The 26,590-nt window shown below is 60.8% G+C and carries 28 protein-coding genes; 13 read left to right on the top strand and 15 right to left on the bottom strand.

The window, feature by feature from the left end:
* The 3 genes from AC1DUP_RS33335 to AC1DUP_RS33325 all read right to left on the bottom strand — a co-directional run.
* Positions 1-492: lipid A oxidase (locus AC1DUP_RS33335; RefSeq protein WP_477836852.1), on the bottom strand; the 492-nt coding region annotated here is incomplete at its 3' end.
* A gap of 120 nt (positions 493-612) precedes the next feature.
* Positions 613-1,284 carry a L,D-transpeptidase gene (locus tag AC1DUP_RS33330; protein WP_477836851.1) on the bottom strand — a complete coding sequence of 224 codons (672 nt, stop codon included), beginning with the start codon at positions 1,282-1,284 and terminating at the stop codon, positions 613-615.
* Between the two features lie 137 nt (positions 1,285-1,421).
* Positions 1,422-2,174, bottom strand: coding sequence for a L,D-transpeptidase (locus tag AC1DUP_RS33325; RefSeq protein WP_477836850.1), 753 nt, complete (start codon positions 2,172-2,174; stop codon positions 1,422-1,424).
* 210 nt (positions 2,175-2,384) lie between these two features.
* Here AC1DUP_RS33325 and AC1DUP_RS33320 point away from each other — a divergent pair, with 210 nt between their 5' ends.
* Together AC1DUP_RS33320 and AC1DUP_RS33315 are read left to right on the top strand one after the other, a co-directional pair.
* Positions 2,385-3,014 carry a DNA-3-methyladenine glycosylase I gene (locus AC1DUP_RS33320; protein WP_477836849.1) on the top strand — a complete coding sequence of 210 codons (630 nt, stop codon included), beginning with the start codon at positions 2,385-2,387 and terminating at the stop codon, positions 3,012-3,014.
* Positions 3,011-3,493: a hypothetical protein gene (locus AC1DUP_RS33315; protein WP_477836848.1), complete on the top strand. Its 483-nt coding sequence runs from the start codon at positions 3,011-3,013 to the stop codon at positions 3,491-3,493. The genes AC1DUP_RS33320 and AC1DUP_RS33315 overlap by 4 nt, the downstream gene beginning before the upstream one ends.
* A 69-nt stretch (positions 3,494-3,562) precedes the next feature.
* Here the strand turns inward: AC1DUP_RS33315 and AC1DUP_RS33310 are convergent, their stop codons facing one another.
* Positions 3,563-4,267 (bottom strand): HAD family hydrolase, encoded by a 705-nt coding sequence (locus AC1DUP_RS33310; protein WP_477836847.1) that lies wholly within the window; start codon positions 4,265-4,267, stop codon positions 3,563-3,565.
* Between the two features lie 247 nt (positions 4,268-4,514).
* Between AC1DUP_RS33310 and AC1DUP_RS33305 the strand changes: the two genes are divergently transcribed.
* Complete coding sequence (locus AC1DUP_RS33305; protein WP_477836846.1) at positions 4,515-5,564, top strand: aldo/keto reductase; 1,050 nt, start codon at positions 4,515-4,517, stop codon at positions 5,562-5,564.
* Positions 5,565-5,631: 67 nt separating this feature from the next.
* Here AC1DUP_RS33305 and copM read toward each other — a convergent pair whose 3' ends face one another.
* From copM to AC1DUP_RS33290, 3 genes are all read right to left on the bottom strand, one after another.
* The gene (copM, locus tag AC1DUP_RS33300; protein ID WP_113295119.1) at positions 5,632-5,991 is read right to left on the bottom strand and encodes a CopM family metallochaperone; all 360 of its coding nucleotides are present in this window, start codon (positions 5,989-5,991) and stop codon (positions 5,632-5,634) included.
* 71 nt (positions 5,992-6,062) lie between these two features.
* Positions 6,063-6,428 carry a hypothetical protein gene (locus tag AC1DUP_RS33295; RefSeq protein ID WP_113295120.1) on the bottom strand — a complete coding sequence of 122 codons (366 nt, stop codon included), beginning with the start codon at positions 6,426-6,428 and terminating at the stop codon, positions 6,063-6,065.
* 40 nt (positions 6,429-6,468) lie between these two features.
* Positions 6,469-7,227, bottom strand: a complete 759-nt coding sequence (locus AC1DUP_RS33290; protein ID WP_477836845.1) for a hypothetical protein — start codon at positions 7,225-7,227, stop codon at positions 6,469-6,471.
* Positions 7,228-7,363: 136 nt separating this feature from the next.
* Here AC1DUP_RS33290 and hisS point away from each other — a divergent pair, with 136 nt between their 5' ends.
* The 3 genes from hisS to hisG are packed head-to-tail and all read left to right on the top strand — an operon-like array spanning position 7,364 to position 10,693.
* A complete protein-coding gene (gene hisS / locus AC1DUP_RS33285) occupies positions 7,364-8,878 on the top strand; it encodes a histidine--tRNA ligase (RefSeq protein ID WP_477836844.1) in 1,515 nt (504 codons plus the stop codon).
* 1 nt (position 8,879) lies between these two features.
* Entirely contained in the window at positions 8,880-10,001 is a 1,122-nt protein-coding gene (locus AC1DUP_RS33280; RefSeq protein WP_477836843.1) for an ATP phosphoribosyltransferase regulatory subunit, read from the top strand.
* Positions 9,998-10,693 carry an ATP phosphoribosyltransferase gene (hisG, locus tag AC1DUP_RS33275; RefSeq protein ID WP_113295122.1) on the top strand — a complete coding sequence of 232 codons (696 nt, stop codon included), beginning with the start codon at positions 9,998-10,000 and terminating at the stop codon, positions 10,691-10,693. The genes AC1DUP_RS33280 and hisG overlap by 4 nt, the downstream gene beginning before the upstream one ends.
* Positions 10,694-10,821: 128 nt before the next feature.
* On the opposite strand, the gene AC1DUP_RS33270 is transcribed toward hisG, so the two are convergent.
* Entirely contained in the window at positions 10,822-11,271 is a 450-nt protein-coding gene (locus tag AC1DUP_RS33270) for a DoxX family protein (protein WP_113295123.1), read from the bottom strand.
* A 204-nt stretch (positions 11,272-11,475) separates the two neighbouring features.
* Between AC1DUP_RS33270 and AC1DUP_RS33265 the strand changes: the two genes are divergently transcribed.
* The gene (locus AC1DUP_RS33265; protein WP_113308172.1) at positions 11,476-12,186 is read left to right on the top strand and encodes a glutathione binding-like protein; all 711 of its coding nucleotides are present in this window, start codon (positions 11,476-11,478) and stop codon (positions 12,184-12,186) included.
* A gap of 66 nt (positions 12,187-12,252) precedes the next feature.
* Here AC1DUP_RS33265 and AC1DUP_RS33260 read toward each other — a convergent pair whose 3' ends face one another.
* The 3 genes from AC1DUP_RS33260 to groES form a co-directional block, all read right to left on the bottom strand.
* Positions 12,253-12,699, bottom strand: a complete 447-nt coding sequence (locus tag AC1DUP_RS33260; RefSeq protein ID WP_477836842.1) for a hypothetical protein — start codon at positions 12,697-12,699, stop codon at positions 12,253-12,255.
* A 673-nt stretch (positions 12,700-13,372) separates the two neighbouring features.
* Positions 13,373-15,010, bottom strand: a complete 1,638-nt coding sequence (groL, locus tag AC1DUP_RS33255) for a chaperonin GroEL (RefSeq protein ID WP_113295126.1) — start codon at positions 15,008-15,010, stop codon at positions 13,373-13,375.
* Positions 15,011-15,066: 56 nt separating this feature from the next.
* A complete protein-coding gene (gene groES / locus AC1DUP_RS33250; RefSeq protein WP_007814205.1) occupies positions 15,067-15,363 on the bottom strand; it encodes a co-chaperone GroES in 297 nt (98 codons plus the stop codon).
* A 410-nt stretch (positions 15,364-15,773) separates the two neighbouring features.
* Here groES and AC1DUP_RS33245 point away from each other — a divergent pair, with 410 nt between their 5' ends.
* Both AC1DUP_RS33245 and AC1DUP_RS33240 read left to right on the top strand, forming a co-directional pair.
* A complete protein-coding gene (locus AC1DUP_RS33245) occupies positions 15,774-16,622 on the top strand; it encodes a TIGR01459 family HAD-type hydrolase (RefSeq protein WP_113295127.1) in 849 nt (282 codons plus the stop codon).
* A gap of 14 nt (positions 16,623-16,636) precedes the next feature.
* The gene (locus AC1DUP_RS33240; protein ID WP_113510384.1) at positions 16,637-17,620 is read left to right on the top strand and encodes a bifunctional riboflavin kinase/FAD synthetase; all 984 of its coding nucleotides are present in this window, start codon (positions 16,637-16,639) and stop codon (positions 17,618-17,620) included.
* Positions 17,621-17,680: 60 nt separating this feature from the next.
* On the opposite strand, the gene AC1DUP_RS33235 is transcribed toward AC1DUP_RS33240, so the two are convergent.
* Both AC1DUP_RS33235 and AC1DUP_RS33230 read right to left on the bottom strand, forming a co-directional pair.
* Positions 17,681-18,895 (bottom strand): MFS transporter, encoded by a 1,215-nt coding sequence (locus AC1DUP_RS33235; protein ID WP_477836841.1) that lies wholly within the window; start codon positions 18,893-18,895, stop codon positions 17,681-17,683.
* 60 nt (positions 18,896-18,955) lie between these two features.
* Complete coding sequence (locus AC1DUP_RS33230; RefSeq protein ID WP_162747013.1) at positions 18,956-19,252, bottom strand: hypothetical protein; 297 nt, start codon at positions 19,250-19,252, stop codon at positions 18,956-18,958.
* 68 nt (positions 19,253-19,320) lie between these two features.
* Here AC1DUP_RS33230 and ileS point away from each other — a divergent pair, with 68 nt between their 5' ends.
* Positions 19,321-22,227, top strand: coding sequence for an isoleucine--tRNA ligase (gene ileS / locus AC1DUP_RS33225; RefSeq protein WP_477836840.1), 2,907 nt, complete (start codon positions 19,321-19,323; stop codon positions 22,225-22,227).
* A gap of 131 nt (positions 22,228-22,358) precedes the next feature.
* Positions 22,359-22,988, top strand: coding sequence for a hypothetical protein (locus AC1DUP_RS33220; protein ID WP_113295130.1), 630 nt, complete (start codon positions 22,359-22,361; stop codon positions 22,986-22,988).
* 51 nt (positions 22,989-23,039) lie between these two features.
* Here AC1DUP_RS33220 and AC1DUP_RS33215 read toward each other — a convergent pair whose 3' ends face one another.
* The gene (locus tag AC1DUP_RS33215; RefSeq protein ID WP_477836839.1) at positions 23,040-23,345 is read right to left on the bottom strand and encodes a hypothetical protein; all 306 of its coding nucleotides are present in this window, start codon (positions 23,343-23,345) and stop codon (positions 23,040-23,042) included.
* Positions 23,342-23,779 (bottom strand): nucleoside deaminase, encoded by a 438-nt coding sequence (locus tag AC1DUP_RS33210; protein WP_113295132.1) that lies wholly within the window; start codon positions 23,777-23,779, stop codon positions 23,342-23,344. Before AC1DUP_RS33210 ends, AC1DUP_RS33215 begins: the two co-directional genes overlap by 4 nt.
* A gap of 90 nt (positions 23,780-23,869) precedes the next feature.
* On the opposite strand from AC1DUP_RS33210, the gene AC1DUP_RS33205 reads away from it, so the two are divergent.
* Together AC1DUP_RS33205 and rsmD are read left to right on the top strand one after the other, a co-directional pair.
* Positions 23,870-26,038 (top strand): pseudouridine synthase, encoded by a 2,169-nt coding sequence (locus AC1DUP_RS33205; RefSeq protein ID WP_477836838.1) that lies wholly within the window; start codon positions 23,870-23,872, stop codon positions 26,036-26,038.
* Positions 26,019-26,579, top strand: coding sequence for a 16S rRNA (guanine(966)-N(2))-methyltransferase RsmD (gene rsmD / locus AC1DUP_RS33200; protein WP_113308179.1), 561 nt, complete (start codon positions 26,019-26,021; stop codon positions 26,577-26,579). The genes AC1DUP_RS33205 and rsmD overlap by 20 nt, the downstream gene beginning before the upstream one ends.
* Positions 26,580-26,590 lie beyond the last annotated feature (11 nt).

The raw sequence follows: 26,590 nt of genomic DNA, 5'->3' as shown, positions 1-26,590 counted from the left end.
GTCGAAGGTCGTGCCCTGGGGACGGGTGACTTCGACGTGCGGAATGTTCACGCCGACACCGGCGCCGAGATAGGGTGTCCAGCGACGGGCTGGATCCTTGAAGCGGTAGAGGCCGTTGACCGTCAGGAGGTTCAGGCCGTCGGTGAATTCGAAATGCGTCCAGCCCGGTGAACGGGCCATGGTTTCGTCGTCGGCATAGACCTTGTCATGGGTGTAATCGAGTGACACGCCCCAGTTCGGCAGGTTGAAATCGCCCAGCCACCAGGTGACGCGGCCGCCGTAATAGGGCGGGCTGCCGAAGGACTTGCCTTCCCAGCCCGCCCTAAAGGACGTGCCGTCGGAAACGTCGACATCGCTATGCGGCGCCGTCTGGTAACCGCCGTAGATAGAGAATTCCAGATCTTCAGCCGAAGCCGTGCCAGCCGCCGACGCAAGCGCGGAAAACGCAATGCCCGCCAGAAGCGCGGTGGAACGATGCAATGCATATGCCATCGAATATCCCCGAAGTACCAAAAGGCTATCAGTTCAATTCTCTGGCAGATTCATGTGTCACATTCTTAAAGGATAAAAAGGCGCATCGAGTGCGCCTTCATTTTTTGCCGAAAGTGTTGCTCAACCGCCAAACATGGTCCGCAGGATATCGACGCCCTTGTCCTGAAAGGCGACATTGCCCTGCTTGTTGCCGGGGCCAACGACGATGACCTTGGTGCCAACGGAAACTCGGCTGTAAAGATGCGAGACATCGTCATTCATCATACGGATGCAGCCGGAGGACATGTTGAGGCCGATCGTCCAGGGCTGGTTTGTGCCGTGAATGCGGAAGATCGTGTCGCGGCCGCCCTTGTAGAGATACATGGCGCGCGCACCGAGCGGATTGTCCGGGCCGCCGGGCTGGACGGCAGGAAGATTGTGGCCCTCGCGGGCCTCACGGGCGCGCATCTCTGCCGGCGGCGTCCAGTTCGGCCATTCGGCCATGCGTCCGACCGACACGACACCCGACCAGCCGAAGCCATCGCGGCCGACGCCGATACCATAGCGCGTGGCGCGGTTGTTGCCTTCTACGAGGTAGAGAAACTTGTTGTTGGTGTCGACGATGATGGTGCCGGGCTTTTCGCTGGTGGAAAGACGGACCACGCGCTTGCGGAACTGCTGCTTGATCTCGCGTGTCTGCTTGACGCCGCGCACGGCATCCGTTGCCGTCATGACCGGTTCAGCGCTGACGGTCACAACCGTACAGGACAACGCAACGGCCGCCGCCGCTGCGAGCCTTAGAAACTGCTTCATTTTCGATACCCTCTCCTTCAGAACCGCGTAGAGGCTAGTCAAATCGGTTTGAATTTCAAGTCGGAGAGATGGGGGACACGCTTTTTTGTAGGTCAGCGGGCGGCTGTTCTTGCCGTCCGCTGCCCATTATTTGCTCTTTACATCACGATGACGCGGGTGCCGACGTTGACGCGATCGTAAAGGTCAACCACATCTTCGTTGCGCATGCGGATGCAGCCGGAGGAGACGGCGCTGCCGATCGTCCAGGGCGCATTCGTGCCGTGAATGCGGTAGAGCGTTGATCCCAAATACATGGCGCGGGCGCCGAGCGGGTTTTCCGGGCCGCCATCCATGCGGGCGGGAAGATAGTGCCCCTTGGCGGCTTCCCGGCTCACCATTTCCGAGGGTGGCGTCCAGTCCGGCCACTCCGACTTGCGGGTGATCGTGTGGGCGCCCGCCCATTCGAAACCGGGTTTGCCGACGCCGACGCCGTAGCGGCGGGCCTTGCCGCCATTCATGACCAGGTAGAGGAAGCGGTTGTTGGTGTCGATCACGAGCGCCCCGGGCTTCTCCTTCGTATCGTAGTCGACGATCTGCGGCAGGAATTGCGGATCGACTTGCCCGCGGATGACGGGCACGCCGGGACGGATGGCCGAAACGGTCTGCGGTGCCGGCTGCGGTGCGCGCTGGATGTACGTCCGGCGCTGCTGGAAAAGGCCGCGCTGTTGTACGACGACCGGCCGCTGGTAGACGACGGGACGAACCGAACCGCCGCCGAGCTGGTTGATCCAGGGGGCGGTGAGATCGGGGCTCAACACCACGGGCGGACGGGAGGCGTAGCGGTCGTCTGCAAGGGCGGCCGTGGACAAAATGCCGAGTATGGCTGCGGCAAGGACAAGGGGTTTCATCATCGGACGAACTCTCTACAAATGACCGAAAATGCGCTGGCGGAATTGTCCGCCTGCGGTCATGCTGCCACCGCGTCCGCCAGCGAATGGTAAATGTAGATTCATTAAAAGACGAACGACCGGATAAACTTTTCGTCAGGGTTACCGTTCGGTTTGGAAAGAAGGTTTGCAAATGGTAAAGCCGGATTCGCAGGCGCAGAACGAGAAGAAAATATGAGCGAAACCGGCATCATCATCGGCGGGGACGGCAAAAGCCGCTGCCACTGGCATGCGAATCTGCCCGATTACCTGCTCTACCACGATGAGGAGTGGGGCAGGCCGGTCACCGATGACATCAGGCTCTTCGAGAAGATCTGCCTCGAAGGTTTCCAGTCCGGCCTTTCCTGGCTGACGATCCTGCGCAAGCGCGAGAATTTCCGCGCCGCTTTCGCCGGCTTCGATTTCGAGAAGGTGGCGCGCTTCGGCGATGAGGATATCGCCCGCTGCCTCGCCGATGCCGGCATCATCCGCCATCGCGGCAAGATCGTCTCGACCATCAACAATGCGCGCCGCGCAATCGATCTGAGGAGCGAATTCGGTTCACTCGCCCGTTATTTCTGGAGCTACGAGCCGCGCCCCGAGGATCGGCCCGCAGTCGTCGACCGCGAGCACGTCGTCGCCAATCCGACGACGGCCACGTCGGTGCGGATTTCCAAAGATTTGAAGAAGCGCGGCTGGACCTTTGTCGGGCCGACCACAGTTTATGCTTTCATGCAGGCAATGGGTCTCGTCAACGATCATCTCGACGGCTGCTTCTGCCGCCCGGAAGTGGAGGCGATGCGCGCAGCATTGGTGCGCCCATGAAGTCGATTGTTAAATTCGCCGCAGCTCTTTTTCTGTCTGCCTCCGCAGCCCTTGCGCAGACGCCACAACTCGATCCCGGCGAGAAAATCGAAAAGCTGCAGTTCCCCGCCGTGACCATGCAGTTGAAGGGTTGGACCAAGTTCGGCAACAGCTACGTCTATACTCTGCCGGTGCGCGCCGGCCAGCATGTGAAAATCAGCTTCGAGACGAAGAGCAAATATGCCTTTCTCGCGATCTTCGACCTGTCGAAGCCGGACGACGAGGCGTTTTTCGGCACCGATGAGGACGGCACGAGCTACGAGACAACGGTCAAGGAAAACGCCACTTGGCTGCTGCGTCCCTATTATTCCAAGGTATCCCCGCGCCGCGGGCTGGGCGCGCCCTATAGTATCCTTATCGAGCCGCTTGCCGCAGCACCCCAGCCGACGCAACCGGCGCCTGCCCAGGAGCAGCCGTCGCTCTTTCCTAAGCGGAAATAGGCCAGAGCAATTCCAGCAAAACTGTGCAACGGTCTTGCGTCCGGAATTGCGCAAAAACAAAGAGATCCTTTAGCCTAACCCGTCGATCAGCCCGTGCAATTCGCCGAGATGGCCGATCTTGCGGAAGCGTGGCGCATCTTTCGGTTCCTCCACCCGCTCCAGCACCCAGGTGAGTTCATGGGGCACGAAAACCCCGTAGCTGCCGGCGGCAATGGCCGGGACGATATCGGACTTCAGCGAATTACCGACCATCATTGCCCGCTCCGGCCCGTCGCCGCACTTGGAGAAGATGCGCCGATAGGTGACGGCCGTCTTGTCCGACACGATCTCGACCGTATCGAAGTAATCACCGAGTCCCGACTGGGCAAGCTTGCGCTCCTGGTCGAAGAGGTCGCCCTTGGTGATCAGCACCAGCAGATATTTTCCGGCCAGCGTCTCCAGCGTGTCACGCACATATGGCAGGGTTTCTACCGGATGGGACAGAAGGTCGCGTCCGGTATCAAGGATCTTGGCAATCACGCTTGCCGGTACCTTGCCTTCGGTGATCTCGATCGCCGTTTCGATCATCGACAGCGTAAAGCCTTTGATGCCGAAACCGTAATGCGCGAGATTGCGTTTCTCCGCGTCGAGCAGCCGTTCGGAAATCCTCGATCCTTCGGCAAAATCGGCGAGAAGCCTGGCAAAATGCTCTTCCGTGAGCCGGTAATATTGTTCGTTCTGCCAGAGCGTGTCATCGGCATCGAAACCGATCGTGGTCAATGGTCGGGCGGTCATATGCACACCTCTTGAAATACGCCCTGTCTCTATAGGGCGGGCAATCTATTCCCCGCCTGTGTCGAGACAAGGGCGTCTCAACAGAGGCCGTGTTCCGTTGAAAAACGCCGGGCCGCGACCTACATCAAGAATGCCTCACCTTGCAGCCAGCTCCGGCTGTGCCTGTCATGCGCAGGCCAATAATCAAAAAATACAGTTCAGCAGTCCGCAAGCCCCTATTGCGGCAGACACAAGGGAATTTCTCGACATGCGTTATAATCAACTCGGAAATACCGGACTTTTCGTATCTGAAATCTGCCTCGGCACCATGACCTTCGGTGAAGCCAGAGAAGGCACCATGTGGGGCGCCATCGCCGATGTCGACCAGAAGGCAGCCGATGAGATCGTTCAGCGCTCGCTCGATGCCGGCGTCAATTTCATCGATACCGCGGACGTCTATTCATCAGGCGAATCCGAGCGCCTGCTCGGCCAGGCGCTGAAGAACCTTGGCGTACCGCGCAAGGATGTCGTCATCGCCACCAAGGTTTATGGCGTCATGGGGGACAAGCCGAACGATCGCGGCGCCTCGCGCGGCCATATCATGGATTCCGTCGAAGCCAGCCTGAAGCGGCTGCAGACGGATCACATCGATCTCTACCAGATCCATGCCACCGATCCGGTCACGCCGATCGACGAGACGCTGCGCGCGCTCGATGATCTCGTTGCCCGCGGCATGGTGCGCTATGTCGGCGTTTCCAACTGGCAGGCCTGGCGCATCGCCAAGGCGCTGGGCATTTCCGAGCGCAAGGATTATGCCCGTTTTGAGACCGTGCAGGCCTATTATTCGATCGCCGGCCGTGATCTCGAACGTGATATCGTGCCGCTGCTGCAGGAAGAAAAGCTCGGCCTCATGGTCTGGTCGCCGCTCGCCGGCGGCCTGTTGTCGGGCAAGTATGGTCCGGGCGCACCGGGCAATGGCGAAGGCCGTCGCGCCAGCTTCGACTTTCCGCCCGTCGATAAGGACCGCGCCTGGGCCTGTGTCGCCGTCATGCGCGAGATTGCCGAAAAGCATGGCGTGAGCGTCGCCACCGTGGCGCTCGGCTATATCCTCGCCAAGCCCTTCGTGACGACCGTCATCATCGGCGCCAAGCGTGTCGAACAGCTCGACCAGAACCTCGCCGCCGTCAAGCTGAAGCTCGATGCCGACGATATCAAGCGGCTCGATGAGGTAAGCGCACTGGCCCCGGAATACCCGGGCTGGATGCTTTCCCGCCAGGCCGCCGGGCGCCGCCCGGCCGATTTCGAGCCCAAAGCCTGATCAAGCAAAGGCCTGATTGAAAAGAGCCGCCGTTCCGACGGCGGCCCTCTTGTTCTTTGCTGCCGGCTTACTTGGCGTGCGCCTTCAGCCAGGCATTCATCTCGGCGATTTCAGCTTCCTGCGCCTTGATGACACCCTCCGCAAGCTTGCGGATCTCAGGATCTTTTCCGTATTGCAGCTCGATCTTCGCCATGTCGATTGCTCCCTGATGGTGTGGGATCATGCTGCGGACGAAATCCACATCGGTGTCGCCGCTCAATTTGATCATCATATCCTTGTGCATCCTGTCATTAGCCTCGGTGAAGGCTTGGCTGGATGGGCCGTGGCCGCCCATGTGCTTGGACATGTCCATGATCGGCATGTCCTCGGCAAAGGCTGGGGCGGCAAAGCCGATGATTGCGGAAAGGGCGATGATTTTCAGAGACATGAGAGTTCCTTCCTCTGTCTGACGATAGGTTGGTGCAGCAGCCTATGGCTGCGGTTCTGCCAAGGGGTTTGTCAGATGAAGCGGGGAGGCGGCGCCTGCGGGGCGGGTCTGTTGTCTCTCAATGCCCGGTCGAGGGCCGGAGCAGGATAGGCGAAAACATGCTTGCCCCCATCGGGTATCATTGCAGTTGCGGGGAGCACCACGCAGGCGGCGCAGAGCGGCATATGCGCGATGCCCGTGGAGCAAGGGTCTTTCGCTGAATCGCCCTTGGCCGCCATGTCAGGCATAGCCATGCCCTCCATGTGATGATGCGCCGTGCTGCTGTCGGCTTGAACCGACATGTTCATCGATGCGCAGGTTGGACAGCCTGCCCACGCCGACATGGTGCTGTAGACCAGCCAGCCGAAGAACATCGTGATGAGAGCCAAAGCGCGCATGGAAAAAACATAGGCAAGCGCAGGCGAAAAGCCAAGTGGTTCACCAGGCTGCGATCACCTTGTGAACGATCTCGTAGTCGCGGCTTTCCTCTCCAAACGGTGCGACCGGCCAGTCCCAGCTGGCCTTTGCCTCGGGCGGCGCGATACCGTGGAGCAGGTCTGCTTCCTCTTGCATCCTGCCGGTGCGGTCGATGACCACGTAGGAAATGTCGGTCACAAGGCAGCTGCGGCAAGGCAAGGCCGCTAGCCCCTGCATATGCGCGGCGATCAGCCGTTCGACGGTATCAGCAGGCATCCCGGATGATGCTTCTGTCTCGTATCGCCGTTTGACGCCGCGCCCGATCTGCGACAGCAGGTTGGCGGAAACGACGAAATCGAGATAGGGCACGCCACGCAAGAATCCGAGTGGTTCCGGATTCTCACCTTTCTTGAGATCATCGTAGCCGGAAACGTCGCGTTCGATCAGCCGAACGTTCCGGTAGCGCTTGCCCCTCAGCCGTAGGCGCACGGATGCCAGATGCACGAGATCGACGAGAACGACCGTATCGAAACTGTCAGCCAGGTCCTCGATCGGCACATCCCGGAGCAGCCCGGAACCGAGCACGACGGCCGTCCGCCGCTGTGAAAAACCGCTGATGGCGGCGCGAACGGCGTTCTTGCTATTCTCTTCATGCGCCGCCCAGTCCCTGCTACAGCGGCCGGCGCGGGACCACAGATTGACCGAATAACGGACGAAACGGCGATACCCTCTGCCCGTGAGCGTGGCCGTGGCGAGATACTGAAGCGCTTCCGCGATCATGGCGATATCCTGATGTCTGGTCCTTTCCTCATCGATCAATCGATTCTGGTCGCCATATCAAGACCCTTCACCCTTGCCGCTACCCGCCCAATCCGCTAGGAAACCGCCACTGTCACATATGTGGAATTTCCCCGAAATGAACGACAAGCAGAAGAAACCCCAAAAGCTCAAGGCCCGCCTTCCGCGCGGCTTTGTCGACCGCTCCGCAGCCGATCTCCGCGCCGTCAACGAAATGACCGCGAAGATCCGCGAGGTCTATGAGCACTACGGTTTCGATCCGGTCGAAACGCCGCTGCTTGAATATACCGATGCGCTCGGCAAGTTCCTGCCGGACAGCGACCGTCCGAATGAGGGCGTCTTCTCGCTGCAGGACGATGACGAGCAGTGGATGTCGCTGCGTTACGACCTGACGGCGCCGCTTGCCCGTCATGTCGCGGAAAATTTCAACGAAATCCAGCTTCCCTACCGCACCTATCGCGCTGGTTACGTCTTCCGCAACGAGAAGCCCGGCCCGGGCCGCTTCCGCCAGTTCATGCAGTTCGATGCCGATACCGTTGGTGCACCGGGCGTTCAGGCTGATGCCGAAATGTGCATGATGATGTCCGATACGCTGGAAGCGCTCGGCATCAAGCGCGGCGACTATGTCATCCGCGTCAACAACCGCAAGGTTCTGGACGGCGTGCTGGAGGCGATCGGCCTCGGCGGGGATGACAAGGCCGGCCAGCGTCTCAACGTGCTGCGCGCCATCGACAAGCTCGACAAGTTCGGCCCCGAAGGCGTGCGCCTGCTGCTCGGCGAAGGCCGCAAGGATGAATCCGGCGACTTCACCAAGGGCGCCAAGCTCAACGACGATCAGATCGAGAACGTCCTCTTCTTCGTCGGCATCAAGGACTATGCCGAAAGTGCCGTCCGGCTCGCTGAGCTGGTCGCCGGCACCGAGAAGGGCGCCGAAGGCGTAGAGGAACTGAATTTCATCGGCGCGCTCGTCACCAGCGCCGGCTATCAGTCCGACCGCATCAAGATCGATCCCTCTGTCGTGCGCGGTCTCGAATATTACACCGGCCCGGTCTATGAGGCCGAACTGCTCTTCGACGTCACGAACGAAAAGGGCGAGAAGGTCGTCTTCGGCTCCGTTGGCGGCGGCGGCCGTTATGACGGTCTCGTCTCCCGCTTCATGGGCCAGCCGGTTCCGGCAACCGGCTTTTCCATCGGCGTCTCGCGCCTGATGACGGCTTTGAAGAACCTCGGCAAGCTTGGCCAGCAGGACATCATCGCACCGGTGCTCGTCACCGTCATGGATGGCGATGTCGATGCCATGGGCCGCTACCAGCGCCTGACGCAGGAGCTTCGCGCCGCCGGCATCCGCGCCGAAATGTTCCAGGGCAACTGGAAGAAGTTCGGCAACCAACTGAAATATGCCGACCGCCGCGGCTGCCCGATCGCCATCATCCAGGGCGGCGATGAGCGCGCTGAGGGTGTCGTCCAGATCAAGGATCTCATCGAGGGCAAGCGCCTCTCCGGCGAGATCGAGGACAACACGACCTGGCGCGAGGCGCGCGTGGCGCAGGAAACCGTGCCGGAGGCCGATCTCGTCGCCAAGGTGAAGGAAATCCTCGCCGCACAGGCGGAGGACCGGAAGAGGGCGGGCTGATATGGCCCTCATCAACCTCCCGAACTTCTCCGGCGAGCTTCTGGACGAATTTTCCGCCCGCAAGGCGGAACGCATCGACACGCCGGTCATCCAGCCCGCCGAACCCTTCCTCGATATCGCCGGTGAAGATCTTCGCCGGCGTATCTTCATGACGGAAAGCGAAACGGGCGCCAGTCTCTGCCTGCGTCCGGAATTCACGATTCCCGTCTGTCTGCGCCATATCGAGAGCGCCACGGGCACGCCGAAGCGCTATTCCTATCTCGGCGAAGTCTTCCGCCAGCGCCGCGACGGCAGCAACGAATTCTATCAGGCCGGCATCGAGGATCTCGGCGATATCAATCTCGCCAGTGCCGATGCCCGCGCGATCGGTGACGCCGTCGGCATACTCTCGCGCCTGCTGCCCGGCCGGGATCTCTCTGTGACGATAGGCGATCAGGCCGTGTTCGAGGCGGTCGTGCAGGCGCTCGGCCTGCCACTCGGCTGGCAGAAGCGGCTGATCCACGCCTTCGGCAATATGATGCAACTGGAGGCTCTGCTGGCGAGTCTCGTCAGCCCGCAATTTGTCACCGGCCTTGATGACCAAGTTGCTCATTTGGTCGGCCTGGAGGACGAGGCGGCGCTGATTTCCCATATCGACGAGACGATGCAGGCGACCGGTTATTCCACCAATGCCAGCCGCTCGCCGCAGGAGATTGCCCGCCGGCTGAAGGAAAAGCTGGTTCTTTCTGAAACTCGGCTCGATGATGCAGCCTTCCACTTGCTGGAGCAGTTCCTGTCGCTCAACGTACCGCTCGTCAATGCATCGGCAGCGCTTTCGCATTTTGCCGATGCCGCAGGGCTGAAACTCGGCAATGCGCTGGCGCGCTTCGATGGCCGTGTGGCGGCACTCTCCAATGCCGGCGTCGATCTTTCGCTGATCGAATATCGCGCCGCTTTCGGCCGCCCGCTCGACTATTACACCGGCCTCGTCTTCGAGGTCATGGCTGAAGGTTCCACGGCGGTTTTAGCCGGTGGTGGCCGCTTCGACAGGCTGTTGACCTTCCTCGGCGCTAAGGACCGCATTCCCGCCGTCGGCTTCTCCCTCTGGCTCGACCGTATCGAAACCGAAAGGGCCGCAGCATGACGATCACCATTGCGCTTCCCTCCAAGGGCCGCATGAAGGATGACGCCTCTGATATCTTCGAGCGCGCCGGCCTGAAAATCTATGCCGTCGGCAACGACCGCTCCTATCGCGGCCGCGTCGAAGGCTGGGACGATGTGGAAATTGCTTTCCTGTCTGCTTCTGAAATCTCCCGTGAGCTCGGCAACGGCTCGATCGATTTCGGCGTTACCGGCGAAGATCTCGTGCGCGAGGGGCTGGCCGAGGCGGACAAGCGGGTCGAATTCTGCGCCCGGCTAGGCTTTGGCCATGCCGATGTCGTTGTTGCCGTGCCCGAAATCTGGCTGGATGTGGATACCATGGCCGACCTCGTTGATGTCGCCGCCGATTTCCGCGCCCGCCACGGTCGCCGCCTGGCGATTGCCACGAAATACTGGCGCCTGACACAGCAGTTCTTCTCCAGCCAGCATGGTATCCAACTCTATCGCATCGTCGAGAGCCTGGGCGCCACGGAAGGCGCTCCGGCTTCCGGCTCGGCCGATATCATCGTCGATATCACATCGACCGGTTCGACGTTGCGTGCCAATCACCTCAAGGTGCTGTCCGATGGCGTCATCCTGCGCTCGGAAGCCTGCCTGGTGCGCGCCCGTAAGGATGCACATGCCGATACACCGACGGTAGCAGCGATCGCCGAAGCCGTCCGCTCGGTTCTCTGATTTCTAGAGCTTGTCGCGCAAAACTGTGCAGCGGTTTGCGATAACGATATGCGCGAGGCAAAGACCTGAAAACGGAAAACCCGCCGTCATTCGACGGCGGGTTTTGCATGTCTAGGAGGATATCGAATTTAGCGGGCAGCGGCTGCCTGCAGGCCGCGACGGGCATCGAGCGAATAAGCGCCTGCGCCATTGGTGGCGAGCATGATGTAGGCGCCGGCGAGCGTAACGTTCTTCAGGAAGTTCACGAAATTCAGGCCGTTGATCCAGCCGTTCGCAGCAGCCGGGAAATCAGGAACGTTGACGGTCGGCAGGTGGAAGACGATGCCGGTAAACACGCAGAAGGCAGCAATCAGCCAGCCCGTGTAGCGGACCTGATAGCCGATGAGCACGGAAATGCCCATGACGAGTTCGAAGAGGCCTGCGAGATAGGTCAGCGCGGTGGAAGCCGGAAGGCCGGCGCCGGCGATCATGCCTGCAGTGCCGGCAGGATCGGTTACCTTGCCGAAGCCGGCAAAGATGAACATGAAGGACAAAAGAATGCGGGCGAGAAGGATGAGGACGTTGTTCGTATTCGACATGGACGTTTCTCCGTTGAATGGCTCTTGAGGTCTTGATGCCCCGGCACCGTGTTGGGACCTCGGATGCCCTGTATTTCGCCTTTTTCTAGCGTCAGGGAAAGATAAACAGTAGCGGACAGTTTGTTCACTAATACGAAACGATCGAGCGGCTTGCCTTGTATGGCGACCCTCTTCTATGGTCGCCTCCTCACTATGGAGAACTTGATGGCAGATCTTTCCGCATTTCCGATCACCAGCCGCTGGCCGGCCGAAAACCCTGACATTATCCAGCTTTACTCTCTTCAGACGCCGAACGGCGTGAAGATTTCCGTGGCGCTGGAGGAGCTCGGTCTGCCCTATGAGCCCCATTATGTTTCCTTCGCGACCACCGATCAGAAGACGGCGGAATTCGTCTCGCTGAACCCGAACGGCCGCATCCCTTCAATCATCGATCCCAACGGCCCCGGGGGAAAGCCGATCGGCCTTTTCGAATCCGGTGCCATCCTGCTCTATCTGGCAGAGAAGACCGGCAAGCTCATCCCGGCCGATGCTGCGGGCCGCTATGAAACCATCCAGTGGGTCTTTTTCCAGATGGCTGGTATCGGCCCGATGTTCGGCCAGTTTGGCCATTTCTACAAATTCGCAGCCGATAAGGTCGCCAACAATTCCTATCCGGTGGAGCGTTATCGCGATGAAGCCAAGCGCCTGCTGGGCGTTCTGGAAAGCCGGTTGCAGGGCCGTCAGTGGATCATGGGCGACGAGTACACTATCGCCGATATCACCACCTTCCCGTGGATCCGCGGCGCCGACATCTTCTATGGCGGTCGCGAGGTGCTGGAATATGCGAAATTCCCCGCCGTCATGGACTGGCTGCAGCGCTGCATCGCCCGGCCGGCAAGCGAGAAGGGGCTCAATATCCCGGTCAAGCCAGCTTGATTTTTGGATTGAAACAGAAAAGGCCGGTCGCAGGACCGGCCTTTTTCTTGAGGGCTTGCACCCAGATTACTGCCTGCTGGTGATCTGGCTGGCGCCTTCCAGCTTGAAGCGCGGGAAGACGAAGACGCCGACCATGCTGCCGCTGTATTTTTCTTCCAGCCCATTGGATTCGCCCATGCAGAAGAGCGGCTGGCGGAAGCCGTTCGGCATGATGATGGTTGTCGAAAAACAGAAGGATGAGGAAAGCGTCGCCGCCTGTTCGAAGAGCTGCAGAACGTGGTTGCGGTCCTTGGCGTCGTAGCAGCGCACCAGGCTCAACAGGCCGGATTCCTGCATCGAGAGGCCGTGCAGCATCGCGCTCCAATCTCCGAGCCTGATCACACCAGTCGAAAAGTCTGCGATCCAGCTTTCGGAGACGGAAAGTTGCGCCAGCATTTCGTGATTATGGTTGGTGTAATCCAGCGAGCCCGGCATCAAGGGTGCGGCAGCATTGGCTTTGGCGATTTTAAACAAGGCGTTCCCCAGTTCGGGTGCAGCTGGACAGCCGCACACTCGGCAAACACAAAGAGACAGGATCACTTGGCGCCAGACCTCATGTCTGTGCCTGCCACCTTACCGAACCTATCCGGCAGCGCCTCGGAGGGTCGCCGCCCGACTATGTCCTGCAAGATTTACTTTCATATGTTAGCGGAGACCTTCGAAGCCCGAATGTTCACGCATGGCCGTTGGCGCGGTCCGGTCTCGTCTGCGGCGAGATTTGCTCCGGGCGAACGTCAATTGCAGCGCGGATTTATAGGAGCTTCTGCGCAAACGGCAACGCCTTTTTCCGGGGCGTTAGGCTGACGTTATGATCAGGATTTTGAGCGGATTTGCGCGTTATCCGATTAGTCGGGTGACGAAAAGTCTCATTTATTCGTTGTGGAAACGGTTCCACGCATACCATAGCATGCAATTCTCATAATTTAGGCTGCTGGGAGACAGAATTTCCCGGGCCGAAAAAATACGTGGCCCGCAAGTTTCGCGAAAGCCTCGCACGAAAACCGGGCTTTCCGAACGGTTGATTGAACGTTTAAGCATACTGTAAAATAAAATATTTTCGAATCGCCTGAATAAAGAAAAGGGCGGCCCGAAAACCGCCCTTCCTGTTCCGGAGACCGGAATGGATGTCAGTGACGGCTTTCGCCTATCACATCATGTCCATACCGCCCATACCACCCATGCCACCAGGCATTGCCGGAGCGTCCTTCTTCGGCAGCTCGGCGATCATGGCTTCCGTGGTGATCAGCAGCGAGGCAACCGAAGCTGCGTTCTGCAGAGCCGTACGGACAACCTTGAGCGGGTCGACGATACCCATGGCGATCATGTCGCCATATTCAGACGTCTGGGCGTTGTAGCCGTAGTTGTCTTCGTTCTTGTCGAGAACCTTGCCGACAACGATCGAAGCTTCGTCACCAGCGTTTTCTGCGATCTGGCGAACCAGAGACTGCAGAGCGCGGCGAACGATGTTGACGCCGGCTTCCTGATCCTGGTTTTCACCCTTGACAGTGATCTTCGTGGAAGAGCGCAGGAGAGCGATACCGCCGCCCGGGACGATGCCTTCCTGAACAGCAGCGCGCGTCGCGTTGAGAGCGTCGTCGATGCGGTCCTTCTTTTCCTTCACTTCGATTTCCGTCGAACCGCCGACGCGGATAACGGCAACGCCGCCAGCGAGCTTGGCAAGACGTTCCTGCAGCTTTTCGCGGTCGTAGTCGGAGGTGGTTTCTTCGATCTGAGCCTTGATCTGGGCAACACGGCCTTCGATGTCGGACTTGGCGCCAGCGCCGTCGACGATCGTGGTGTTTTCCTTGGAGATCGAAACCTTCTTGGTGCGGCCGAGCATGTCGAGGGTGACAGACTCAAGCTTGATGCCGAGGTCTTCGGAGATGACAGTGCCGCCCGTCAGGATAGCGATGTCTTCCAGCATGGCCTTGCGGCGGTCGCCGAAGCCCGGAGCCTTGACAGCAGCGATCTTCAGGCCGCCGCGCAGCTTGTTGACGACGAGCGTAGCAAGAGCTTCGCCTTCGACGTCTTCAGCGATGATGAGGAGCGGCTTGCCGGTCTGAACGACAGCTTCGAGAACCGGGAGCATGGACTGCAGGTTCGAAAGCTTCTTTTCGTGCAGGAGGATGAAGGCGTCTTCGAGGTCAGCAACCATCTTTTCCGGGTTGGTGACGAAGTACGGGCTCAGGTAGCCGCGGTCGAACTGCATGCCTTCGACGACTTCGAGCTCGGTTTCGGCGGTCTTGGCTTCTTCGACGGTGATGACGCCTTCGTTGCCGACCTTCTGCATGGCTTCAGCAATGTCGAGACCGACCTGCTTGTCGCCGTTTGCGGAGATCGTGCCGACCTGGGCAACTTCTTCAGACGTGGAGATCTTCTTGGCCTTGGCCTGGAGATCCTTGACGACTTCAGCAACAGCGAGGTCGATGCCGCGCTTCAGGTCCATCGGGTTCATGCCGGCTGCTACAGCCTTGTTGCCTTCGCGAACGATGGCCTGTGCAAGAACCGTGGCGGTCGTCGTGCCGTCGCCGGCAACGTCGTTGGTCTTCGAAGCAACTTCGCGGACCATCTGGGCGCCCATGTTTTCGAACTTGTCTTCGAGTTCGATTTCCTTGGCGACCGAAACACCGTCCTTGGTGATGCGCGGAGCGCCGAAGGACTTGTCGATAACGACGTTACGGCCCTTCGGACCAAGCGTGACCTTCACTGCGTCAGCGAGGATATCGACGCCGCGCAGCATCTTTTCGCGCGCGCCGCGGCCGAATTTTACTTCTTTAGCTGCCATTTTGAGAACTCCTGAAAAGGGGTGTCAGCGATTACAGGTGAAAGACATCCGGCTGATTAGCCGATGATGCCCATGATGTCGGCTTCCTTCATGATGAGAAGGTCTTCGCCGTCGATCTTGACTTCGGTGCCCGACCACTTGCCGAACAGAATGCGGTCGCCGGCCTTGACGTCCAGCGGAACGACCTTGCCGGATTCGTCACGAGCGCCGGAGCCGACAGCGACGATTTCGCCTTCCTGCGGCTTTTCCTTGGCGGTGTCCGGGATGATGATGCCACCCTTGGTCTTGGCTTCGGATTCAACGCGGCGAACGACGACGCGATCGTGAAGCGGGCGGAAATTGGTGCTTGCCATTGTCTAATCCCTCGATCAAATGACATTCGCGGACCGGGGTGGCCCACAATGGAGATGTTAGCACTCAACTCCTGTGAGTGCTAGCGCCGTGCATTTAGGGATGGCTCCAGAAGGAGTCAAGAAGAGCCCTCACGGATTTTTGTGCCGGAATTGTGGAGATGGCGGGATTTGTCCGACGTCGTTACCGAGCCGCGGCAGGTCCATCTTTCTCACAGCCCTAGTCGGGATGGCGCGCGCTTGGTCCGGCAGTGCTCGCCATCCTCCGTCACGCTGTTCCGCTCCAAGGTTAGATGGTGAAGAGCCTTGGCTTCTGTGGCTCGCGGCGTTCTTCGCTTGACGTAGAAATGCCTTGCCATCGAAGCCCGCCTTTGCAATGTCACCGGTGACCGAAAGCGAAGCAGGAAAGCGGAATGGCAAAGCGGATTGCGAACTTCTCCGAGATCACCGATCGATACGATGTGGTGCTCTGTGATGTCTGGGGCGTCGTCCATAACGGCGTCGATCCGTTTCCGAAGGCGGGCGAGGCGCTGGAGGCAGCCCGTGCGGCCGGCCTGACCGTCGTTCTCATCACTAATTCGCCGCGCGTCTCCTGGCAGGTCGTCGAGCAGCTGCGCCAGATCGGCGTGCCCGACAGCGCCTATGACCGCATCGTCACCTCGGGCGATGTCACGCGTACGCTGATTGCCGAAGGTCCGCGCAAGGTCTTCCTGCTCGGCCCCGAGCGCGACAGCCCGCTCCTTGAAGGCCTCGATATCGAGCGCGCCGCTGCCGGCGAAGCCACCTCCGTTGTCTGTACCGGCTTTTTCGACGACGAGACGCAGACGCCCGAGGACTACACGGACATGCTGCTGGACTTCAAAGCCCGCAACGTGCCGATGATCTGCGCCAATCCCGATCTCGTCGTCGAGCGCGGTCACCGCATCATTCCCTGCGCCGGTGCCATGGCCGCCTATTATGAACAACTCGGCGGTTCCACCCGCATTGCCGGAAAACCGCACCGGCCGATCTATGAGGCGACGCTTGTCGCAGCCCGCGAGGTCCGCGGCGATTTCCCCATCGATCGCGTTCTGGCGATCGGCGACGGCATGCCGACGGATGTTCGCGGCGCCTTGAATTATGGGCTCGACCTTCTCTACATCAGCGGTGGTATCCACGCGAAGGAATATACGTTGAACGGCGAAACCGACGAGGCGATCCTCAACGCCTATCTCCAACGGGAAAAAGCCGCACCCAAGTGGTGGATGCCGCGCCTCGCATAAGAGAAAACAAGCCGATGACCGTTTTCCACCGCAATGAAACCCGCGATCCGCTGCCCGAGCATCTGAAGGGCGGTGTCATCGCCATCGGCAATTTCGATGGCGTTCATCGCGGCCATCAATCGGTGCTGAACCGGGCACTCGATATTGCCAGCGCGCGCGGGGTGCCGGCTCTCGTGCTGACCTTCGAGCCGCATCCGCGCACTGTCTTCAAGCCGGATGCGCCGGTCTTCCGGCTGACACCCGCGCCACTCAAGGCGCGCATCCTGGAAGAGCTTGGCTTCAACGCGGTCATCGAATATCCTTTCGATTACGAATTTTCCCAGCGTTCCGCGGAAGAGTTCATCCATTCCATTCTGAAGGACTGGCTCGGCGCGTCCGAGGTGGTGACCGGCTTCGATTTCCATTTCGGCCGCGGCCGCGAGGGTGGGCCTGCCTTTCTGATGGACGCCGGCAACAGATATGGCTTCGGCGTCACTCTGATCGATGCATTTCGCGACGAGAATACCGACGTCGTCTCCTCGAGTCATATTCGTGCGCTGCTGAAGGAAGGCGATGTCTCCTCGGTCGCCGCCATGCTCGGCTATCGCTATACCGTGCAGTCGAAGGTCATTGACGGCGAGAAGCTCGGCCGTCAGCTTGGCTTTCCGACCGCCAACATGCGGCTGCCGCCAGAGGCGGAGCTTGCAGCAGGCATCTATGCCGTCCGCTTCCGCCTCGAAAACGGCAAGCTCCATGATGCGGTGGCGAGCTATGGCCGCCGCCCGACGGTGACGGAAAACGGCGCGCCGCTGCTCGAAACCTATCTCTTCGATTTCAGCGGCGATCTCTACGGCCAGACCTGTTCGGTCTCCTTCTTCGGCCATCTGCGTCCCGAACTGAAGTTCGACGGGCTTGATCCGCTCGTCGCGCAGATCAAGCGCGACGAGGAGGAGGCGAGGGCGCTTCTGTCAGGCGTCCGGCCGCTCGGCGAGCTGGATCGGAAGCTCTGTTTCGACTGAGCAATTCCAGCAAGTGCATAGCGGTTTTGCGTCCGGAATTGCGTAATAACAAGGTCATGCTCAGGCCGTGCCGAGCGCTGGCTGCGCCTTCTGGCGCGGGAGTGGTGGAAAGGCGAGTGCAATGCTTGCCGCACCGAGCCCGACCAACGCCGAGCCGATGAAGAGCCACGAATAGTTGGCATAGCTATCGTAGATCCAGCCGCCGATCAGCGGTCCGAAGGCCATACCGATGCTGGATAGCATCGTCGCCGCCCCGAACACCGTGCCGATGATGCGCGGGCCGAAATATTCACGTGCAAGCACCGCATAAAGCGGCATCACCCCGCCATAGGCGCTGCCGAAGATCACCGCGAGTGCATAGAACTCCCCGAGCTTGCTGACGGCAAGATAGGTGGCAAGGGCTGCCGCTTGCACCAGCAAGCCCGCGATGATGACCGGCTTCACGCCGATCCGGTCCGCCAGCGTGCCGTAGACCAGGCGACCGCCGAGACCGGCCAGGCCCTCGACGCTGTAGATGCTGACGGCAGCCATCGGAGCTACGCCACAGAGCGTCGCGTAGCTCACCATATGGAAGATCGGCCCGGAATGGGCAGCACAGCAGGCAAAGAAGGTAAGCCCGAGAACGATGAACTGCGGCGAGCGGAAAACCTCCCACAGATTTGGTGTTCCGCCATCGGTTGAGACGATGGCCTCATGCGTATCCTGGGGCGGTGAGGGCCGGCGGCGCACAAGCAGGGCCGCGGGGATCATCAGGATGAGCGCACCGATGCCGATGATCATCATCGCCGGTCGCCATTCATAGGCGGTAATGAGCCAGCGTGCGAAGGGCGAAATCGTCATCGGTGCAACACCCATGCCCGCTGAAACCAGCGATACGGCAAGGCCGCGGTTCTCGTCGAACCACTCCGTGGTCGCTGCGATCATCGGCGCGAAGAAGGCGCTGGCCGAGAGGCCGACAAGCACGCCATAGGTCAACTGGAACTGTAAGAGCGTTTCCGCCCGGCTGGCGAGAACCAGTGCCAGCCCGAGAATGACGGAGCCGATCAGCACGACAGGGCGCGGCCCGTAGCGATCGCTCGCTGCACCCCAGAAGAAGCCGCCGATACCCATGACGATGAAATTCAGCGTCATGGCGCTGGCAATGCCGGCATGCGACCAGCCGGTGGCATCGGCGATCGGCTGCTGGAAGATGGCGAGAGAAAACATGGCGCCGAGCGCCACGCATGTCATCAGTGCGCCGGCCGCGACGATAACCCAACGATAGGAACTGCTCATATCCTCATCACTCCTTGCGGGCGGGTTTGATCGGGATGATGAATTTTCGCTGCCCGTGAGTCAAAGACGTTCGGACAAAGGGGAATTCGACAGGGGTTTTGGATTTTTTGCATTGGGAGTAGCAAAACCGTAGCCATGGATGCCTACCGTTCGTTTTTTGATGCGGAAGGCATTCGGGTTGCGGCTTTTCACGAGGTTGCGGGTCCGAAATCCCTCTTCCTTTTCCGCTGAAAAGCGCTTATGAACCGGCCCGATGAGTAAATTCCGGCTGGCGCATTCGATACGAATTATCGGCCCGGTCTTCCGCGCGCGCTGAGCGGCCGGAAGGTCCGGGTTTTCGGCGCTTGGATTGAGCAAGCGCTTTCCGTCACCACAGATTTCATATCCGCGAGCCCTTGTCGGGCCGCCAGAAGCGATTGTTACACATGACCGAAACAGCCGAAAAGATCGATTACTCGAAGACCCTCTATCTGCCCGAGACGGATTTCCCCATGCGCGCCGGCCTGCCGCAGAAGGAGCCGGAACTCGTTGCCCGCTGGCAGCAGATGGATCTCTACAAGAAACTGCGTGCCTCGGCCGCCGGCCGCGAAAAATTCGTCCTGCACGACGGCCCGCCCTATGCCAACGGCAACATCCATATCGGCCACGCGCTGAACAAGATCCTCAAGGACGTCATCACCCGCTCCTTCCAGATGCGCGGCTACGACTCCAATTATGTTCCCGGCTGGGACTGCCACGGCCTGCCGATCGAATGGAAGATCGAGGAAGAGAACTATCGCGCCAAGGGCAAGGCCAAGCCTGACCTGACCGAGCCCTCGGCGATGATCGAATTCCGCCGCGAATGCCGCGCCTATGCCGAAAAATGGATCGCCATCCAGGGTGCCGAATTCCAGCGTCTCGGCATAACAGGCGATTTCGAAAACCCGTACCTGACGATGAATTTCCATGCGGAAAGCCGCATCGCCGGCGAGCTGCTGAAGATTGCCAAAAGCGGCCAGCTTTATCGCGGCTCCAAGCCGATCATGTGGTCGGTCGTCGAGCGCACTGCGCTCGCGGAAGCCGAAGTCGAATACCACGACTACGAGAGCGACACGATCTGGGTGAAGTTCCCGGTCGCGGAAGGCCCTGCTGGTGTCAAGGATGCCTTCGTCGTCATCTGGACCACCACGCCCTGGACGATCCCCGGCAACCGGGCAATCGCCTATTCCTCGCGTGTTGCTTACGGCCTTTACGAAGTGACGGCTGCCGAGAACGATTTTGGCCCGCGTCCGGGCGAGAAGCTGATCTTTGCCGACAAGCTCGCTGAAGAATCCTTCGCCAAGGCAAAGCTGCAATACAAGCGGCACGCCGACGTCTCGGTCGAAGATCTCGCCGGCATCGCCTGCGCGCATCCGCTGAAGGGTCTCGGAGGCGGCTATGAATTCGTCGTGCCTTTGCTCGATGGCGACCATGTCACCGATGACGCCGGTACCGGTTTCGTCCACACCGCGCCGAGCCATGGCCGTGAGGACTTTGACGCCTGGATGTCGGCTGCCCGCTCGCTCGAGGCACGTGGCATCGACACCAAGATCCCGTTCCCGGTGGACGACGGCGGTTTCTACACCGCCGATGCTCCCGGCTTCGAAGGCGCGCGCGTCATCGACGATAACGGCAAGAAGGGCGATGCCAACGACCGTGTCATCAAGGCGCTGATCGAGCGGAGCGCGCTTTTCGCCCGCGGGCGCCTGAAGCACCAGTATCCACATTCCTGGCGCTCCAAGAAGCCGGTGATCTTCCGCAATACGCCGCAGTGGTTCGTCTATATGGACAAGACGCTGGCGGACGGCACGACGCTACGCACCCGCGCGCTGAAGGCGATCGACGATACCCGCTTTGTACCCGCTGCCGGCCAGAACCGCCTGCGCGCCATGATCGAGCAGCGCCCGGACTGGGTGCTTTCTCGTCAGAGAGCATGGGGCGTGCCGATCTGCGTCTTCGTCGATGAGCAGGGCGAAGTGTTGCAGGACGATGCCGTCAACCAGCGCATCCTTGACGCTTTCGATGCCGAAGGCGCTGACGCCTGGTTTGCCGCAGGCGCCAAGGAGCGTTTCCTCGGCAACGAGCATGACCCGGCCAAGTGGGCGCAGGTCATGGACATCCTCGACGTCTGGTTCGACTCTGGCTCGACGCATACCTTCACGCTGGAAGACCGCCCGGACCTGAAATGGCCGGCCGATCTCTATCTCGAAGGCTCCGACCAGCATCGCGGCTGGTTCCACTCCTCGCTGCTGGAATCGGCTGCGACGCGCGGCCGTGCGCCCTATGATGCCGTCCTCACCCATGGTTTCACCATGGACGAGAAGGGCGAGAAGATGTCGAAGTCGAAGGGCAACGTCACAGCACCTCAGGAAGTCATGAAGGATGCTGGGGCCGACATCCTGCGCCTCTGGGTCATGACCTCCGATTACGCGGACGATCTGCGCGTCGGCAAGACGATCATCCAGACCAATGTCGATGCCTATCGCAAGCTGCGCAACACCATCCGCTGGATGCTCGGCACGCTGGCGCATGACAAGGGCGAGGTCATCGCGCTGGCAGATCTGCCGGAGCTGGAGCAGCTGATGCTGCATCGCCTCTCCGAGCTAGACCTGCTCGTGCGCGAGAACTACGACGCCTTCGACTTCAAGAAGATCGCCCGCGCACTGATCGACTTTGCCAATGTCGAGCTGTCGGCCTTCTATTTCGATATCCGCAAGGATGCGCTCTATTGCGATGCGCCCTCCAGCCTTCGCCGCCGTTCGGCGCTCTATGTCATCCGCATGATCTTCGATTGCATGGTGACCTGGCTTGCGCCGATGCTGCCGTTTACGACGGAGGAAGCCTGGCTCTCGCGCAATCCTTCGGCCGTCTCCGTGCATCTGGAGCAGTTTGCTCCGGTCGCCAAGGAGTGGCGCAACGACGCGCTGGCCGAAAAGTGGAAGCAGATCCGCGCGATCCGCAGCGTCGTCACGGGCGCTCTCGAAATCGAGCGCAAGGACAAGCGCATCGGCTCGTCGCTGGAAGCGGCCCCCGTCGTCTATGTTGCCGATGCGGAACTGCGCAAGGTGCTCCAAGGGCAGGATTTCAGTGAGGTCTGCATCACCTCGGGCATCACGATCGAGGCCGCGGCAGGCCCGGCCGAGGCCTTCCGTTTGGCTGAAGTAGCCGAAGTCGCTGTCGTTCCCGCGCTTGCAGAGGGCACGAAGTGCGCGCGTTCCTGGCGCATCACCACCGATGTCGGTTCCGATCCTGATTATCCCGACGTTTCGGCGCGTGACGCTGCAGCACTTCGCGAACTCGGCATCCATGCCTGAAGATATTTACCGGGTGAATTGCCTTTATGGCGTTCATCCGGTAAAAGCTGCCTGAAAATGGCCGGATTTTTGCGTCAGGGGGACGATTGTCCGGTGGGCAGTACTGATTCCGGCATGCGGGAAGGGTTTTCATGTTAGCGACGCATTGGTTCCGTTTGGGCGCCTGCCTGTCTCTTGTTCTGGCGGCAAGCTCCACGATGTCCGGCTGCGCCAGCAGCCCGACCTACGGCACCGACAAGACCGCCATGGAACAGCTTGCCGACGACCTCGGCCAGTCCGTTTCGCTGACCGGGCCTGGCCCCAAGAATACCGGCGTGAAGTACACCCCACGCCCGACGCTCGTCATGCCGGCGCAGGCCCAGAAGGAAACCCTCGTGCAGCCGCAGCAGACGGTCGCCAACAAGGACAATCCGCAGTGGGTTGAATCGCCGGAAGAGGCCCGTACGCGTCTCGTCAAGGAAGCCGACGAAAACTCGGACAATCCGAGCTATCGTTCGCCGCTTGCCAGCTCTGCCATCGAAGGCGGCCGCCAGACCACCGAAGCTCAGGCCAAGGCCTTTCGCGAAGCGCGTGCCCTGCAGAAGGGTGCCTATATTGACCAGCGCCGCTACATTTCCGATCCGCCGACCGAATATCGCGCCGTCGACGATGCGGCCAAGCTCGATGACCTCGGCACGCCGGAGCAGAAGAAGGCGAAGCAGCGCAAGAAGGATGCCGCAGTCGCAAACAGCGGCACCAAGTGGTGGCAGATCCTTCAATAAGGCGATTTAAGCAATTCCAGCGAAAGTGTTCACCGGTTTTGCGTAAAAAAACTAGCGGCGCGACGTGATGAACCAGCGTTGCGTCAGCGTGATATGCAGAAGCTGGCAGGCCAGAAAGACGCCGCATATCAAGGTGATGTCTGCATTGCCCGCCCGGCCGCTCAGCAGGATCGCGGCCAAAACGACGGCGGCCAGCACCGGAATGAAGGCGAAAGCGATTGCCCGCGGCGCCGTCCAATTCACCTTTCCCTTTAGCGACCAGTGCATCGGCAGCTTTGCTACGTCAGGTGCGATCGTCCGGTTGGCGTAAGCGGCAAGAACGCCCATGAGTATGACGGTTCCGATGGCAATGATCACGGCAGGTCTCTCTTCTCGGAAAAGAATGCCCGCAGCATATCTGCTGATTCTGTCTCGTTGAGCCCGGAATAGACGTCCGGCGCGTGATGGCAGGTCGGCTGTGCGTAGAAGCGCACGCCATTATCTACCGCGCCGCCCTTCGGGTCTTCCGCCCCGTAATAGAGCCTGCGGATGCGGGCGAAGGAAATGGCGGCCGCACACATGGTGCAGGGCTCCAGGGTGACGTAGAGGTCGGCGCCGGCGAGCCGTTCCTGGCCTAGCTTGTCCGAGGCCATGCGGATGGCGGCGATCTCGGCATGGGCGGTGACGTCGTTGAGTTCCCGCGTGCGGTTTCCGGAGACGGCAACGGCCGCGCCATCGATGACGACGACGGCGCCGATCGGCACCTCGCCTCGCTCCCCGGCGGCGCGCGCTTCCTCGAGTGCCATCTCCATAAATCGATTTGTCTTCACGTTCGCAAGAATTTCCACTTAACCGCAGGTGCATGACCTGATAGACAGGCCGAAAAGGCAGGCAAACAACAAATGACACCCAAAGACAAGCCAAAACGCCCTGGCACCAAGGCCCCCGCGCGTGACGCCCGGTCCAAAAGCGGCCCGAAGACCGGTAGCGAGAAGCCGTTGAAGGCTGCTGCCGCGAAAGCTGCAGCTAACGAAGCGGATGGCGACGCCAAGGCGGAACGCATCTCCAAGGTGATGGCGCGCGCTGGCGTCGCCTCCCGTCGCGATATCGAACGCATGATCATGGATGGCCGTGTCACGCTGAACGGCAAGCCCCTGGACACGCCCGTCGTCAACGTTACGCTCGAAGACAAGATCGAAGTCGACGGCGTGCCGATCCGCGGCATCGAGCGCACGCGCCTTTGGCTCTACCATAAGCCGCAGGGCCTCGTGACGACGAATTCCGATCCCGAAGGACGGCCGACCGTCTTCGACAATCTGCCGGAAGAGCTTCCGCGCGTCATGTCGATCGGTCGTCTCGACATCAATACCGAAGGCCTGCTGCTGCTCACCAATGACGGCGGGCTGGCCCGTGCGCTGGAACTGCCGACCACCGGCTGGCTGCGCCGCTACCGTGTGCGCGCTCATGGCGATATCGATCAGGACGCGCTGGACAAGCTGAAGGATGGCATCGCCGTCGACGGCGTTCTTTACGGGTCGATCGAAGCGACGCTCGACCGCACGCAGGGGTCCAATGTCTGGATCACCATGGGCCTGCGCGAAGGCAAGAATCGAGAAATCAAAAACGTGCTCGGCGCGCTTGGTCTTGAGGTCAACCGTCTGATCCGCATTTCCTACGGCCCCTTCCAGCTTGGTGAACTGCCCGAGGGGCATGTAATCGAGGTACGCGGCCGCACGTTGCGCGACCAGCTCGGCCCGCGTCTCATCGAAGATGCCAAGGCGAATTTCGATGCGCCGCTCTATAATGCCCCGGCCGTTGCCGCCGAAGAGCCCGAAGAGCCGGCGCCCGAGCGCCGCGAACGTCCCCGTCGCGACGAGGACAAGCGCGAACGCGCGTTGAGCCGCCTCGATACCAAGCGTGACGACCGTCGGGATGATCGCCGAGACGATCGAAGGGACGACCGCCGCAGCGAAGACGACCGGCCGAAGCGCCCGGCGCTCGGCAGCCGCCGCAATGCCAATGTGTGGATGGCACCCGGTGCTCGTCCGCTCGGCGAGAAGGCAACCGCCAAGGCTGCCAAGAATGCCCAGACCGCGCGCCGTCGCGGTGAAACGGCCCCGGTGAAGGAGCAGCGCTTCGATCCTGCAGCCGACCGCCTGCGTCCGCAGATCAATCGCGTCCATGAAGAGGATGGCGAGTGGATCCGCTCGAGCGAGACGCCTGCCAAGCGCGATGACGATGAAGGTTTCGGCCGCAAGCGCTCCTTTGGCGATAAGCCGCGTGGCGAACGTCGCCCGCGTACGGATGGAGAGGAGCGTCCGCGTTCCTTCCGCGACCGTCCGCGCGAAGAGGGTGGCGAGCGTTCTTCTCGTCCGGCCAGAAGCTTTGGCGGCGAAGGCCGCTCCGATCGTCCTCGCGGCGACAAGCCCTTTGGTGACAAGCCACGTGGTGAGCGTCGTCCGCGTACGGAAGGGGAAGAGCGCCCGCGTTCCTTCCGTGACCGCCCGCGTGAGGATGGAGGCGAACGTGCTTCCCGTCCAGCCAGAAGCTTTGGCGGCGAAGGCCGTTCCGATCGTCCTCGCGGTGACAGACCCTTTGGTGACAAGCCACGTGGCGAGCGTCGTCCGCGCGCGGAAGGCGAAGAGGGTTCGCGTCCCTTCCGCAGCCGCTCGCGTGAGGAAGGTGGCGAACGTTCTTCGCGTCCGGCAAGAAGCTTCGGCGGTGAAGGTCGTTCCGAGCGTCCCCGTGGCGACAAACCTTTCGGCGATAAGCCGCGTGGCGAACGTCGTCCGCGCACGGAGGGGGAAGAACGTCCGCGTTCCCCACGCGACCGCCCGCGTGAGGACGGAGGCGAACGTGCTTCGCGTCCGGCCAGAAGCTTTGGCGGCGAAGGCCGTTCGGAGCGTCCGCGCGGCGAAAAGCCCTCCGGTGACAAACCCCGCGGGGCAAAGAATTTTTCCGGCAAGCCGAAGGGCGATAGGCCGGGTGGTGGTGGCAAGCCAAGTGGCGGGCCGTCCAGAGGTGGTGCGAAAGGCAAGGGAATGACGCGCGGTGCGGATCGTCGGCGGTGAATTTCGCGGACGGCCGCTTGCCGTACCAAAATCCAACGACATCCGGCCGACTGCGGACCGGACGCGTGAGAGCCTGTTCAACATTCTGAGCCATGCCTATCCGGAATGCGTTGACGGCACCCGGATTCTCGATCTTTTCGCCGGCACCGGCGCGGTCGGCCTCGAAGCCGTTTCGCGCGGCTGTCGCCATGCGCTGTTTGTCGAAAACAGCGTGGAGGGCAGGGCTCTTCTCTGGGAAAACATCGATGCGCTCGGCCTGCACGGCCGCACGCGCATCCTGCGTCGTGATGCGACCGATCTCGGCAGCATCGGTAATCTCGAGCCCTTCGACATGCTTTTTGCCGATCCGCCCTATGGCAAGGGGCTTGGCGAGAAGGCGCTCGCGGCTGCCGCAGAAGGCGGCTGGCTGAAACCGGGCGCGATCACCGTTCTTGAAGAGCGCTCCGATATTGCCGTTTCGGTGCATCCCTCCTATGTTTTCCTCGAAAGCCGGATATTCGGCGACACCAGAGTGCATTTCTTCCGGTATCAGCCGCACTAGTCGGCACGTGG

The sequence above is a fragment of the Rhizobium sp. 01L419 genome (genome assembly GCF_056400025.1).
Note: the sequence above shows the minus strand (reverse complement) of the source record. Positions and strands in the feature narration are given on the sequence as shown.